This window comes from Sphingopyxis sp. GW821-FHT12F08 (genome assembly GCF_058806755.1).
The window spans coordinates 315407-329341 of sequence record NZ_JBXAQA010000003.1; the positions used below are offsets into that span (position 1 = coordinate 315407).

Consider the following 13935-nt stretch of genomic DNA (forward strand, 5'->3'; position numbering starts at 1 on the left):
GCGAAGCGAGCGGCCCGCTATCATGGCCGTGCGGGGATGGCAATGGCCCGTGCGCTTTTTTGCTGACTATTTTTTCACCGCAGCCGCCCGCCGGCCTTTTTCGCGTCATTTTCGATCGCCAGCACGATGCCGACGCAGGTCATGATCGTCAGCATCGACGAGCCGCCATAGGAGAAGAGCGGCAGCGGAATGCCGACGACGGGTGCCAGGCCCATCACCATCATCAGGTTGATCGCGATGTAGAAGAAGATCGTCATCGTCAGGCCGGTGGCGGCGAGCTGCCCGAAGCGCGTGCGCGCGTTCAGCGCGACGCGCGTCGACCAGCGCAGCAGCAGGAAGAAGAGCCCGAGCAGCACCAGACCGCCGATCAGCCCCCATTCCTCGGCCATCGTCGCAAAGATGAAGTCGGTATGCCCCTCGGGCAGATAGTCGAGGTGGCTTTGCGACCCGTTGAGGAAACCCTTGCCGCCGATGCCGCCCGATCCGATCGCGATCTTCGACTGGCTGATATGATAGCCGGCGCCCAAGGGGTCGCTTTCGGGGTCGAGGAAGATCAGTACGCGTTTCTGCTGATAGTCGTGGAGGAAGGAGAAGAGGATCGGGAGGGCGGCGACGCCCGCCGCGGCGGTGCTGCCGAACCACCAGAAGGGCAGGCCGGCGCAGAACATCACGATCACCCCGCCGATGCAGATCGCGAGCGCGGTGCCGAGGTCGGGCTGGAGCATCACGAGCGCCGCGGGGACGCCGATCATCACCAGCGCGGGCCAGAGCGCGGTCCAGGTCCGCGTGCTGCCGGGCGGAAGCTGGGTGTAGAAGCGCGCGAGCGCGAGCACGATCGCGACCTTCATCAGCTCGGACGGCTGGAGGTTCATGAAGCCGAGATTGAGCCAGCGCTGGCTGCCCCCGCCGACGAAGCCGAGCAGTTCGACCGCGATCAGCAAGATCAGGATGCCGATATAGCCGAGATAGGCGAAATCCTCGAAAATCTTGATGCTGAAGCGCCCGATGACGAGCGCCGCGGTGAGGAAGACGAGAAAGCGAACGCCCTGTTGCAGCGCCCAGGGCGACCAGCTGCCGCCCGCCGCCGAATAGAGGACGAGCAGCCCGAAGCCGGTGATCCCCGACAGGATCGCGATCAGCTTCCACGGGATACGCTGGACGGCGGCGGGAACCGGGATCATTGCGGCACCCCCGGATCGGGATCGCTCGACGCGCCCGATTTCCACGCCGCATAGTCGCGGTCCATGCGCTCCTTGATCGTGCCGCCCCAGCCGGCCTCGAAACTTTCGAGCGCCTCCATCGCCTTTTCGCGGTCGAAGAGAAAGGTCATGAAATCCTTGGCCACCGGCGCCGCGGCGCGCGCCCCGCCCATGCCATGTTCGATCACGACCGCGGTCGCATAGCGGGGCTCGGCCACCGGCGCGAAGCCGATGAACAGGCCGTGATCGCGGAATTTCCACGTCCCGGCCTTGCCGTTGCCGGTGTTGAGCCCGCGGACCTGCGCGGTGCCGGTTTTGCCCGCCATGGTGATGCCGTCGAGCGGCAGGCGGCTGCGCACCGCGGTGCCGGCGCCGTTGACGACCAGGTCCATGCCCTGCCGCGCGACGGCCAGCGCTTCGGGCGAGAAGGGCAGGGGCTCGTTCTTGAATTCGCGGTTGATCAGGCGCGGATAAAGCCGGCGCCCCGAGGCGATCCGCGATGTCATGACCGCGAGCTGGAGCGGGTTCACGCTGACATAGCCCTGGCCGATGACCGCGTTCAGCGAATCCGACGCCGACCATGGTTGGTCATATTTGCGCATCTTCCATGCGCTGTCGGGAATGGTGCCAAAGCGCTGGTTGCTGCCCGCGAGCTGGAATTCCTCACCCAGGCCCAGCAGCTTCGCGGTCGGCGCCATGGCGTCGTAGCCGAGCCTGTGCGCGAGCCAGTAGAAATAGCTGTTACAGCTCTTCATGATCGCGGTCGGCATGTCGACGCTGCCGTGCGTGCCGAGGCAGCGGAAGAAACGGCTGCCGAGGCGATAGCCGCCGATGCAGGTGTGGCGCTCGCTGGGGTCGACGCCATGGTCGACCGCCGCGATCGCCGCCATCGGCTTCAGCGTGGAGCCTGGCGGATAGAGGCCGCGTGTCGCCTTGTTGATCAGCGGCTGATGATCGTCGGCGCGCAGCCAGGCATATTCGTTGCTGCTGATCCCGTCGGAAAAGCTGTTCGGGTCGAAGCTGGGCATCGAGACGAAGGAGAGGATGTCGCCATTCCGGCAGTCGATGACGACCGCCGCGCCCGATTCGCGCCCCATGCGCCGCGCGACATATTCCTGCAGGTCGGCGTCGATCGTCAGATGGACGGTCTTGCCCTGCTTGTCCTCGGTCGTGTCGAGTTCGCGTACCACCTTGCCGCGCGCGGTCACCTCGACGCGCTTGGCACCGGGCTCGCCGCGCAGCATCGGCTGGAAATATTTCTCCAGCCCGTCCTTGCCGACGCGGAAACCGGGGGTGATGTACAGCGGGTCCTTGTTCGCCGCCTGATATTCCTCGGCGGTCGGTGCGCCGACATAGCCGATCAGGTGGCCGACCGCGGCGCCGGTCGGATAGTTGCGGGCAAAGCCGCGCTGCGGCGCGATGCCGGGCAGGTCGGGCAAGCGGACCAGGATCGACGCATAATCGGCCTCCGACAGATCCTCGGCCACCGCGACCGGCTGGAAGCCCGACGCGGCCCTGAGGTCGCGGTTGATCCGCTCCATCGCGTCGCCATCGAGCCGCAGCAGCGTCTTGAGCTGCCCCAGCACCATGTCCTTGTCGTGCAGCCGGTCGGGGATCAGGTCGATGCGCAGGCTGACGCGGTTGTTCGCGAGCGCCTTGCCGTGGCGGTCGACGATCCAGCCGCGCCGCGGCGGTACCAGCGTCAGATTGACACGATTGCTTTCCGATTCAAGGACATAATGGTCGTTGTCGATAATCGATATATAGGCCATGCGCACCGCGAGCGCGCCGCCGATGACCATCTGGCCGCCGCCGACCAGCATCGCGCGGCGCGTGAAGGTCATGCCCCTCCAGGCTTCGGTGATCGGCGGGCTCTTTTTGCGGAACATGCGCTATTAGGACCAGTCTATCGGCGTTTCAGGCGGAAATTGTCAAACTTGCCGGTCAGGCGCAGGAACAGGGGGACGAGCAGCGCCGAGATGACGATCTGCGGCGCGACGAGGCCCAATACGCGGCCCATATGCGCGTCGGGATGCGCGATCAGCGCGGCGAGCGCCTGCACCGCCGCGATCAACAGCGCCGCGACGCCCCAGTCGTGGATGAAGCCGCGCCAATAAACGCGTTGTGAGAAATAATGGATCGCGATCGTCGCGAGCGTCCACAGCCCGACCGCGGTGCCGATCGGCGCGCCGCTGAACAGATCGTCCCACAGCCCGAGCGGCAGGCCGATCCACACCGGCCACATCTCGATACGCAGCAGCTGCCAGCAGAGGAACAGCAACAGCCCGAGCGGCGGCAGCACCGGCGAGCTCGCGACCATCGGCAGCATCAGCGGCAGCGCCGACGCGAACATCACCGTGGCGACCGGTACCGCGCGCATGCGCCAGCGCGACGCCGGCTCGCGCTGCAGGGGCGCGGCGGCGCGGTTCATGGCGCGGTCTTGGGCGCGGGGGCCGGAGGAGGGGGAGCGGCGACGGCCTGCGCCTCGATAGTGTCGGGCGTATAGGGGCGCAGCACCGAAACCGCGTCGACCTTGGCCGGGTCGGCGAGCGGCCGCGCCAGCGCGCCCTCGCTGGTGCGGCGGACGACGATCGCGACCGGAATGTTGGGCGGATAGAGGCCGCCGGTGCCCGAGGTGACCATGATGTCGCCCGGCTTGAACGGGTTGTTCGCGATGTTGAGCGTGCGCACGTCGAGGTCGCCGTTGCCGCGGCCATAGGCAAGCGCGGGCAGGCCGTCGCGCGCGCGGCGGACGGGCACGATATTGTCGACGTCGGTGAGGAGCAGCACCTGCGACACCGACGGCCCGCTCGACAATATGCGGCCGATCAGCCCGTCGGCGCCGCGCACCGGCTGGCCCGCGGCGACGCCGACATTGCGCCCGATGCTGAGCAGCGCGATGCGCTTGCTGCTGGTCGAGGTCGAGGTGAGCAGATAGCCGTTGGCGACGCCGGTCTTGTCGGCCTCCTGCAGTTTCAGCAGCGTCTTGAGCTGGCGGTTCTCTTCCTGCAGCGCGCTGGTCGCGACGAGCTGGCGCCGCGCGTCGGCGAGCTCGGCGCGCAGCCTGCTGTTCTGCGATCCCGCTCCGACATAGGCCGATACCGCGTCGTCGATTCCCGAGATCGAGCCGATGGCCGACCGCGTGCCGCGCGCGACCGGCGCGGTCACCTCATGGCTCGCGACGCGCAGCGCCGCGAAACCGACCGGATCGGCAACCGACAGGATCGCCAGTAACAGCCCCGTCACCGCCCCGGTCACCGCGATGACATAGGCGACGAACAGGCTCGTCTGGGCCTTTCGGGATTGCCCCGGACGCCTAGCTGCCGGGCGGACCATGGTGCGACTTTACCCTATCAGGCTTGCTGGAGCACGCCGCGAAAGGCGGGGTCCTCCATCGCGCGGCCGGTGCCGATCGCGACGCAGGTCAGCGGGTCGTCGGCTACGGTGACCGGCAGGCCGGTCGCGTCCTTGAGCAGCTCGTCGAGCTCGGCGATCAGCGCGCCGCCGCCGGTGAGCACGATGCCCTGGTCGACGATGTCGGCGGCGAGTTCGGGCGCGGTATTCTCGAGCGCGATGCGCACGCCCTCGACGATCGTGCCGATCGGTTCGGACAGCGCCTCGGCGATCTGCGCCTGGTTGATCGAGATTTCCTTGGGCACGCCGTTGACGAGGTCGCGGCCCTTGATGTGGATCGTCAGCCCGACGCCGTCGGCCGGAACGCGCGCGATGCCGAAATCCTTCTTGATCCGCTCGGCGGTGGTCTCGCCGATCAGCAGATTATGGTGGCGGCGGACATAGGAGACGATCGCCTCGTCCATCTTGTCGCCGCCCGCGCGGACCGAGGTGGTGTAGGCGAGGCCGCGGAGCGAGAGCACCGCGACTTCGGTGGTGCCGCCGCCGATGTCGACGACCATCGAGCCGATCGGCTCGGTCACCGGCATATCGGCACCGATCGCCGCGGCCATCGGTTCCTCGATCAGCCACACTTCGCTGGCGCCGGCGTTCGACGCCGCATCGCGGATCGCGCGGCGCTCGACGCTGGTCGAGCCCGAGGGCACGCAGATCACGATCTCGGGGCTGCGGAAGGCATTGGGCTTGCCGCCATGGACCTTGGTGATGAAATGCTTGATCATCTCCTCGGCGATGTCGATGTCGGCGATGACGCCGTCGCGCAAGGGGCGGATCGCCTCGATGCTGTCGGGGGTCTTGCCCATCATCAGCTTCGCGTCGTCGCCGACCGCCTTGACGCGGCGGTGGCCGTTCAACGTCTCCATCGCGACGACCGAGGGTTCGTTGAGCACGATGCCCTTGCCCCGCACATAGACCACCGTATTGGCGGTGCCGAGGTCGATCGCCATGTCTTGGGAATTGAACTTAAACCAACGCGAGAAAAAGGACATCGATCGTCATTCCTGTCTGCATTGCGAACGGACCGCCCCGTCGCCGTGTTTGCCGACGCATTCCCGTCCGCGGGCAGGACCAATCAGGGGGAGATTCCGGCCTGTCCATGGGGGGCTGGCTGGACAAAATGATCAGGCTGTGCGGGTGGGTCGCGAATTGCGTCCGACTGCGCTAGGGAAGGGATTATGTCAATACGCCGCCTGCCGGAAACGCTCGTAAATCGGATCGCAGCCGGTGAAGTGGTCGAAAGACCGGCTGCGGCGCTCAAAGAACTGGTTGAAAACGCCATAGATGCGGGTTCGACGCGTATTTCGGTGCGAATCGCCGACGGAGGGATCGCGCGAATCGAGGTCGAGGACGACGGGTCGGGAATGACCCCCGCCGACATGGCGCTGGCGCTCGAACGCCATGCGACCTCGAAGCTGCCCGACGACGCGATCGAGCGCGTCACCACGCTCGGTTTCCGCGGCGAGGCGCTGCCCTCGATCGCCAGCGTCGCGCGGTTGACGCTCGAAAGCCGGATGCCCGGTGCCGATGGCTGGAAGCGCGTCGTCGACAATGGCGCGCTCGTCGCCGAGGGGCCCGCGGCGCTGGCGAAGGGCACACGCGTGCTGGTCGAGGACCTCTTCGCGCGCATCCCCGCGCGGCGCAAGTTCCTGCGCGGCGGGCGCAGCGAATATGCCGCCTGCCTCGACGTGGTGAAGCGGCTCGCCATGGCCAATCCCGACGTGGGCTTCACCATGGAGCATGACGGGCGCCGCGTGCTCGACGTGCAGGGCGGGCAGGACCGGCTCGCGCGCGTCGCGGCGCTCACCAGCCGCGATCTCGCGGCGAACAGCATCGGGGTCGACCTCGACCGCGGCGAGGTGCACCTCGGCGGCGTGATCAGCCTGCCGACCTACAATCGCGGCGTGTCGGACCATCAATATCTCTTTGTCAACGGCCGCCCGGTGAAGGACCGGCTGCTCGTCGGCGCGCTGCGCGGCGCCTATGCCGACCTGCTCGCGCGCGACCGTCATCCGGTGGTTGCGCTGTTCCTCGACGTGCCCGCGAGCGAGGTCGACGTGAACGTCCACCCGGCGAAGACCGAGGTGCGCTTCCGCGACCCGCAGCTCGTCCGCGGCATGATCGTCGGCGGCCTCCGCCGCGCGCTGGACGAGCATGGCTTCCGCAGCGTCCAGCGCCCCGCCGAGGCGGCGCTTGCCGCCTGGCAGCAGGAACCGGTGGCGCCCGCGCCGACGACGGGCTTCCTCTTCGGCGGCGCGCCCCGCGGCGAGCCCGCGGTGCATCTGTTCGGCGCCGACATCGCGCCGCCCTCGGAGGATGTCGCGCGCGTCTACGACCGGCTCGTGCCCTTCGCCTCGCCGGCGCCGCTCGCGGGCCGCGCCGAGGTCGCCGTGGCGCCGGTGCCGCAGGCCGAGGCGCATCCGCTCGGCATCGCGCGCGGGCAGATTGCGCGCACCTACATCGTCGCCGAGGCCGAGGACGGGCTCGTGATCGTCGACCAGCATGCCGCGCACGAGCGGCTGGTGCTCGAACAATTGCGCGCCGGCATGGCGGGCCGGACGGTGCCCTCGCAAGGGCTGCTGCTGCCCGAGGTCGTCGAGCTCGACGAACCCGCGTGCGACCGGCTCGAAGCCGCCGCGCCGCAGCTGGCGGCGCTCGGCGTAGAGCTCGAACGCTTCGGCCCCGCCGCGGTGATGGTGCGCGCGACGCCGGCGATGCTCGGCGCGATCGACTGTATCAAGCTGGTCACCGACATCGCCGACGACCTCGCGGGCTATGACGCCGCGCTCGGGCTCAACGAAAAGCTCGAACTGGTCGCCGCGACGATGGCGTGCCACGGCTCGGTGCGCGCGGGGCGGACGCTCGGCGTGACCGAGATGAACGCGCTGCTGCGCCAGATGGAAATCACCCCGCACTCGGGCCAGTGCAACCACGGCCGCCCGACCTGGGTGAAGCTTGCGATGGACGATGTGGAACGGCTATTTGGACGAAAATGAAGGGGTTATGGCGTATAAGCTTTCGGTCGGGGCGGACTTAAGCGATCCTCCCCGGAGCGGGGAGGGGGACCATGCGAAGCATGGTGGAGGGGTACCGGCAGTCGAACGCTGCCCATGACCTCCCGTACCCCTCCACCACCCTTCGGGTGGTCCCCCTCCCCCCTGCGGGGGAGGATCGACCCTCAACCAAGCGCCAGTTCAACCGCCGCAGCCGCGTGCAGCGTCGTGGTGTCGAACAGCGGCACCGGGCTGTCCTCGGGCTGCACCAGCAGCATGATTTCGGTGCAGCCGAGGATGATCGCTTCGGCGCCCGCCTCGACCAGCCGCGCGATGATCGCGCGATAGGCGTCGCGCGACGCCTCGGTCACGAGGCCCGCCACCAGCTCGTCATAGATGATCCGGTGCGCGACCGCACGGTCCTCGGCGCCCGGCACGACGACCGACAGCCCGTGCCGCGCGGCCAGCCGGTCGCGGTAGAAATCCTTCTCCATCGTGAAGGCAGTGCCGAGCAGCCCGGCCCTGGCGACCCCCGCGGCGTGCAGCCGGTCGGCCGCGACGTCGGCGATATGGAGCAGCGGCACCGATACCGCGGCCTGCACCGCGTCGGCCATCAGGTGCATGGTGTTGGTGCAGATGATCAGCAGCTCGGCGCCCGCGGCCTCCAGCCGCCGCGCGGCGTCGATCATCATCGCGGTCAGCGCGTCCCAGTCGCCCGCATTCTGCAACCGCTCGATCTCCGAAAAATCGAACGACCACAGCAGGCAGCGCGCGGACGCGGTCGGTCCCAGCCGCCCGCGGATGTCGCGGTTGATGAGCCGGTAATATTCGGCCGAGCTTTCCCAGCTCATGCCGCCGATCATGCCGATCATCCGCATCGTCAGGCCATCTTGATCCCGGCGACGCCATTCTCGACCACCCCGGTCGCGCGCTTCGACAGATTGTTGACGGGGGTGGTCACCTTGTCGACGACCATGAAATGCGTCTGCCACGCCTCGCGGCCGATTTCGCAGACAAGATAGCCGCGCTGGTCGTTGGCGAATTTGAGCTCGGGGTTGAGCTTCAGCCACTCGTCGGTGCCCGCGCGCTTGTCGCTGCCGTCGCCGTTGCTGCTGATCGAGGTCGCGACGAATTCGGCGCCGACGATCTTGTCCTTGAGGACCAGGTCGCCGCAGAAATTCTGGTGCTCGTCGCCGGTCAGGACGACGCAATTCTTCAGCCCCGCCATGCGCGACAGGATGCGCTCGCGCGGCGCTTCATAGCCCGCCCAGCTGTCGATATTGAGGATCTTCTGGGGCTCGTCGGGTTTGCGGCGGCGGTCGAGCGACATCATCGTCACCTGCTGCGCCAGCGCGTTCCACTGCGCGCCGCCCTTCGCCAGATTGCGCGCCAGCCATTCTTCCTGTGCCTTGCCCAGCACCTGTGCGTCCTTGGCCATCACGTCGGGGCAGATCGGCTTGAAGCCGTCGCCGCACGGCTGGTCGCTGCGATATTGGCGCGTGTCGAGCAATTGCATCGCCATCAGGTCGCCATAGCGGAACTCGCGGTTGGCCGCGACCATGCCGCCGCGCGGCAGCAGCGCCTTGCGCACCGGCATATGCTCGTACCACGCCTGCATAGCGCCCTGCTTCTTCAGCATGAAGACTTCGGGCGGGGGTGCATCGGGGGAGGATCCATTGTCCATCGTCCAATTGTCGATGTCCGACACCCAATTGTTGTGGATCTCATGATCGTCGAAGCTCGACAGATGGGCATGGACCGAGCGTACCGCCTGCTGGTCGATATCGAGCAGGGTCTGGGCATAGGCCAGACGGAAATCGTCGAGGTCGGCCAAAGCGCGCTGCGCATAATGGCGCACGGGGCGGATCGGCAGGCCGCTGTCGAACAGATAGTCCTGCCGATATTCGTAGATGAAGTCGCCATAATGATAGACGAAGGCTAGGTCCTCGCGCGCCATGTGGCGATAGGCGCCATAGAAGCCCGCTTCATAATGCTGGCACCCCGCGACGCCGAACTTCAGCGCGTCGACTTTGGCGCCTGGCGCGGGCAGCGTGCGTGCGCGTCCGCGCAGGCTGCGCTCGCCCGCGGCGGTGAAGCGGTAATAATAGGGCCGGTCGGGCAGCAGCCCCGCGACCTCGACATGGACGCTGTGGCCGAGCTCGGGGCGCGCCAGCTCGGTGCCCTTCGCCACCACGTCGCGAAAGCCGGTGTCGCTCGCGACCTCCCAGTCGACCGGGACATTGGCCAGCGGCATGCCGCCGTGGCGTTCCATCGGCTCGGGCGCGAGGCGCGTCCAGATGACGAAGCCGTCGCTCGCGGGGTCGCCCGCCGCGACGCCCAGGCTGAACGGAAAGTCGCGAAACAGTCCCTGTGCCCGCACGATCGCGGGGGCGGCGAGCCCGGCGAGCGTCGCCCCGGCCAGAAACGAGCGGCGATTATACATGGCAGTTCCCATAGTCTGATGATTCGTTGCGCCGGGCATAGCCCAGCCGCTGGCGAAATCCCATGTGCCGGGATCGTGACAATGGGGTTGCACCCCGCGGGACGGACGGCGTCAGACCAGCATCGTCAGCATCCACAGCGCCATGCCGACCATCGCCAGATTCTCGGTGAGCGAGACGAAGCCCAGCGGCACCTTGCTGCTGCCCCCGACGCACGCGCATTTGAGCTCCCGCCTCTCGACATAGACCGCTTTGAACACCGACGCCGCACCGATCGTCCCGATGAACAGCGACACGGGGATCGACAGCCAGGGCAGCGCGTGCGCGGTCATCAGCACGCCCGCCAGCCCCTCGGCAAAGGGATAGATGCGGCCATAGGGGACCCAGCGCTTCGCGAGCAGGTCGTAATTGAGGAACATCGTCGAAAAGCTCTCGATATCCTGCAGTTTGAGCAGCGCGAGGACGATCATGCTGAACGAGACGAACCATTCGGCGGCGCGCGGCGTGAAGGCGTCGCCGAACGCCGCGTGGCTCGCCGCGAGCGCCATCAGCGCGGTCATCGCGAAAAGCGCGATCACCGGGCGGTAGCTCACCGCGTCGGGATCGCGCACGGTCAGGCCGAAATGGCGGCGGAGGTCGTCATAGCCGCCGATCCGCACGCCATCGATGAAGGTCTGCGGCGTGGTCTTGACGCCATGCCCGGCCTTGAAGGCGTCGGTCTCTTCGCGCGTCGTGAGCCAGCGGTCTTCGACCGCATAGCCCTTCTGCTTCAAGAGGTGCCGCGCCTTGAGGCCATAGGGGCAGATGTGCCCCGGCATGACCATGCGGTGGAGAACGGCCGTCTTGCGGCCCGCGGGGGTGGTTGTTTCCTGTGTCATGTGCCCCATATGGCATCCGTACCATGGTACGGAGTCAAGCGATGCAGCTCACCATCGGAAAATTGGCGGCCGCGGGCGGGGTCGGGGTCGAGACGATCCGCTATTACCAGCGCCGCGGCCTGCTCCCGACGCCTGCGCGCAGTGGCGGCGACGGCTGGGGCGGCGGCATCCGGCGTTACGACGAGGACGACTTGCGCCGCCTCAAGTTCATCCGCGCCGCGCAGGGGGCGGGCTTCACGCTCGACGAGATCGGCGAGCTGCTCGCGCTCGAGGCGGGCGACGACCGCGTACAGGTGCGCCATCTCGCGCGCCAGCGGATCGAGGCGCTCGACGCGAAGATCGCGCAGATGACCGAGACGCGGGCGGCGCTGGCGCGGCTAGCCGACCTGTGTGCGGCGAGCGACAAGGGGCCGTGCCCGATCTTGGCGGCGTTCGAGCCGTAGCCCGCTTGGCAATGACGGTTAACGGGCGGTTGCGGGCGCGAGCGATCCTCCCCCAACGGGGGAGGGGGACCACCCGAAGGGTGGTGGAGGGGCACGTGAAGTTTACGCAGCGTTGAACCGCTAGTCCCTCATTTACAGAAACATATCGGTAGCGCGCCGCTTTGCCGTCAAGGTAAACCGCCTGTGCCCCTCCACCAGCTTCGCTGGTCCCCCTCCCCGTGCCGGGGAGGATCGGCGACGGCAGATCACCACTCCAAAGCCGACATACCCTCAAAAAAAGTCTTTCCTACATTATCTGGCTGTGCCAGCCTTCATCTGGCTCTTTCATTTGGTGGATAAAAACGCGAGACGCCCCGCAAGTGTCCAGTATATCGCGAAGTCCAAAGCGGCGCCGCACAGGGCTGAACTTTACTGAACTTTGGAATATCGCGACCCTCGTTTCGATATCGCGGCACATCACTGGCTCTTTAAATTCGTCGAAATTCCGTTCCCCTGCTTAAAGCGACAAAAGACATTTTCGACGCGCGCATGCCTATTCTTTGTCGCCTTAAGCCTGTCCTGAGCTTGTCGAAGGAGCCACAAAGGGCACAATGCGGATGCCTGCATGCGGGGCTATTGTGGTTTTAGGCACCCACCGGCTTCGCAATTGCGAAGACGGCTCAGCTGTGCAGGAAGTGCATCACGTCGCCGTCGTGCACGACATAGGCCTTGCCCTCGGCGCGCAGCTTGCCGGCTTCGCGCGCCTTCGCTTCGCCGCCGAGCGCGACATAATCGTCATAGGCGATCGTTTCGGCGCGGATGAAGCCCTTCTGGAAGTCGCTGTGGATCTCGCCCGCGGCCTCGGGCGCGGTGGCGCCGGTGTGGACGGTCCAGGCGCGCGCTTCCTGCGGGCCGACGGTGAAGAAGGTGATCAGGTGGAGCAGCTCGTATCCCGCGCGGATCACGCGCGCGAGGCCGGTTTCGTGAAGGCCCATTTCCTCTAGAAATTCCATGCGGTCGGCCATGTCCATCGTCACCAGTTCGCTCTCGATCGCGGCCGAGACGACCACGGCCTGCGCGCCCTCGGCGGCCGCCTTGGCGAAGACCTTTTCGGCGAACGCATTACCGTTCGCGGCGCTGCCTTCATCGACGTTGCACACATAGAGAACGGGTTTGCTGGTCAGCAGCTGTGCGGTGCGCAGCGCGCGGGCTTCTTCTTCGTCGCGGGGGGCGGTCAGCCGTGCGGGCTTGCCTTCGCGCAGCAGGTCGAGCGCCTGGCCGAGCACCGATGCGGCGACCTTTGATTCCTTGTCGCCCTGCGCGGCCTTCTTGGCGAGCGCGGGGACACGTTTTTCCAGGCTTTCGAGGTCGGCGAGCAGCAGCTCGGTCTCGACGGTTTCGGCGTCGGCGACGGGATCGACGCGGTTTTCGACATGCTGGATGTCGTCATCCTCGAAACAGCGCAGCACATGGACGATCGCGTCGACTTCGCGGATATTGCCGAGGAACTGGTTGCCGAGGCCCTCGCCCTTCGACGCGCCGCGGACGAGCCCCGCGATGTCGACGAAGGCGAGCTGGGTCGCGATGATCTTCTTGCTGCTCGCAATGGCCGCCAATTTCTCCAGCCGGTCGTCGGGCACCGCGACATTGCCGATGTTCGGCTCGATCGTGCAGAAGGGATAGTTCGCCGCCTGCGCCGCCGCGGTCTCGGTCAGCGCGTTGAACAGGGTGGACTTGCCGACATTGGGCAGCCCGACGATGCCGCATTTGAAACCCATAAAAACTCCATGAGGATTCCGGCGTCGCGCCGGCCTTTGCCCGCGCCCCTAGCGATAAGTGGCGCCGCGCGCCAGCCTTGGCACCGCGATAATGGTTGCGTGACGTTCAGCGCCGCGCCTTTATGGCGCGTGCGATGACGACATATTTCCGATGGATCGCGGCCGCGGGGCTGCTGGCGGGCGGAGCGGCGGGTGCCGCCGCGCTCGCGCCCGACGACTTCGAGGCCGGCGTCCTTGCCGAACTCAACCGCTTCCGCGGCGATCCCGCGGGCTATGCCAACGTGCTGCGCGCCTATCGCCCGCGCTTCGAAGGCAGGCTGCTGCGCGGGCGCGACCGGGACGAGATCGACATATTGACCAACGAGGGCGTCGCCGCGGTCGACGATGCGATCCGCGACCTGCGCCCGGCGAAACCGCTGGCATCGCTCGAACGCGGCGCCGTGCTCGAACGCGCGGCGGGCGACCATGTCCGCGACCAGTCGCGCTCGGGCGCCGTCGGCCACTATACCGGTGGCCGCGGCCCGGGCGAGCGCGCGACGGCGCGCGGCGGCGGCCCCTATGTCAGCGAGGTCATCACCTATGGCCACCATAGCCCGGCAGGGGTCGTCCACCAGCTGTTGATCGACGATGGCGTACCCGACCGCGGGCATCGCCACAGCCTGCTGCGCGCGGGGCATCGCTATGCGGGCGTCGCGTGCGGCACGCACAGGGTCCATCGCACGATGTGCGTGATCATGATGTCGCAAACGCCCGATGGTTCGCCGCCGCCGCCCCCGAAACGGTCGCCCTGACCGCGACCGATCCGGCTTGCGGGCT

General features: G+C 67.2%; 12 protein-coding genes. 3 read left to right on the plus strand and 9 right to left on the minus strand.

From position 1 onward, the window contains the following. Positions 1 to 74 precede the first annotated feature (74 nt). The 5 genes from rodA to AC1RNQ_RS10400 are packed head-to-tail and all read right to left on the minus strand — an operon-like array spanning position 75 to position 5599. Positions 75 to 1181, minus strand: a complete 1107-nt coding sequence (gene rodA / locus AC1RNQ_RS10380) for a rod shape-determining protein RodA (RefSeq protein ID WP_493171050.1) — start codon at positions 1179 to 1181, stop codon at positions 75 to 77. After that, positions 1178 to 3088 (minus strand): penicillin-binding protein 2, encoded by a 1911-nt coding sequence (gene mrdA / locus AC1RNQ_RS10385; protein ID WP_493171052.1) that lies wholly within the window; start codon positions 3086 to 3088, stop codon positions 1178 to 1180. The genes rodA and mrdA overlap by 4 nt, the downstream gene beginning before the upstream one ends. A gap of 17 nt (positions 3089 to 3105) precedes the next feature. Then, positions 3106 to 3630, minus strand: coding sequence for a rod shape-determining protein MreD (locus tag AC1RNQ_RS10390; protein WP_493171054.1), 525 nt, complete (start codon positions 3628 to 3630; stop codon positions 3106 to 3108). Further along, entirely contained in the window at positions 3627 to 4535 is a 909-nt protein-coding gene (gene mreC / locus AC1RNQ_RS10395; RefSeq protein ID WP_493171055.1) for a rod shape-determining protein MreC, read from the minus strand. Before mreC ends, AC1RNQ_RS10390 begins: the two co-directional genes overlap by 4 nt. A 17-nt stretch (positions 4536 to 4552) precedes the next feature. After that, positions 4553 to 5599 carry a rod shape-determining protein gene (locus tag AC1RNQ_RS10400; protein WP_493171056.1) on the minus strand — a complete coding sequence of 349 codons (1047 nt, stop codon included), beginning with the start codon at positions 5597 to 5599 and terminating at the stop codon, positions 4553 to 4555. A 186-nt stretch (positions 5600 to 5785) separates the two neighbouring features. Here AC1RNQ_RS10400 and mutL point away from each other — a divergent pair, with 186 nt between their 5' ends. Continuing rightward, entirely contained in the window at positions 5786 to 7603 is a 1818-nt protein-coding gene (gene mutL / locus AC1RNQ_RS10405; RefSeq protein ID WP_493171058.1) for a DNA mismatch repair endonuclease MutL, read from the plus strand. 182 nt (positions 7604 to 7785) lie between these two features. Here mutL and AC1RNQ_RS10410 read toward each other — a convergent pair whose 3' ends face one another. The 3 genes from AC1RNQ_RS10410 to AC1RNQ_RS10420 all read right to left on the minus strand — a co-directional run bounded on the left by AC1RNQ_RS10410 (position 7786) and on the right by AC1RNQ_RS10420 (position 10919). Beyond that, positions 7786 to 8478 (minus strand): aspartate/glutamate racemase family protein, encoded by a 693-nt coding sequence (locus tag AC1RNQ_RS10410; RefSeq protein WP_493171059.1) that lies wholly within the window; start codon positions 8476 to 8478, stop codon positions 7786 to 7788. Positions 8479 to 8480: 2 nt separating this feature from the next. Beyond that, positions 8481 to 10043: an alkaline phosphatase D family protein gene (locus AC1RNQ_RS10415; RefSeq protein ID WP_493171061.1), complete on the minus strand. Its 1563-nt coding sequence runs from the start codon at positions 10041 to 10043 to the stop codon at positions 8481 to 8483. 111 nt (positions 10044 to 10154) lie between these two features. Beyond that, entirely contained in the window at positions 10155 to 10919 is a 765-nt protein-coding gene (locus tag AC1RNQ_RS10420; RefSeq protein ID WP_493171063.1) for a MauE/DoxX family redox-associated membrane protein, read from the minus strand. A 41-nt stretch (positions 10920 to 10960) separates the two neighbouring features. Between AC1RNQ_RS10420 and AC1RNQ_RS10425 the strand changes: the two genes are divergently transcribed. After that, positions 10961 to 11362 (plus strand): MerR family transcriptional regulator, encoded by a 402-nt coding sequence (locus tag AC1RNQ_RS10425; RefSeq protein ID WP_493171064.1) that lies wholly within the window; start codon positions 10961 to 10963, stop codon positions 11360 to 11362. Between the two features lie 659 nt (positions 11363 to 12021). On the opposite strand, the gene ychF is transcribed toward AC1RNQ_RS10425, so the two are convergent. Continuing rightward, positions 12022 to 13119: a redox-regulated ATPase YchF gene (gene ychF / locus AC1RNQ_RS10430; protein ID WP_493171065.1), complete on the minus strand. Its 1098-nt coding sequence runs from the start codon at positions 13117 to 13119 to the stop codon at positions 12022 to 12024. A 134-nt stretch (positions 13120 to 13253) separates the two neighbouring features. Between ychF and AC1RNQ_RS10435 the strand changes: the two genes are divergently transcribed. Continuing rightward, on the plus strand, positions 13254 to 13910 hold the full coding sequence (locus tag AC1RNQ_RS10435) for a CAP domain-containing protein (protein ID WP_493171067.1): 657 nt from the start codon (positions 13254 to 13256) through the stop codon (positions 13908 to 13910). Positions 13911 to 13935 lie beyond the last annotated feature (25 nt).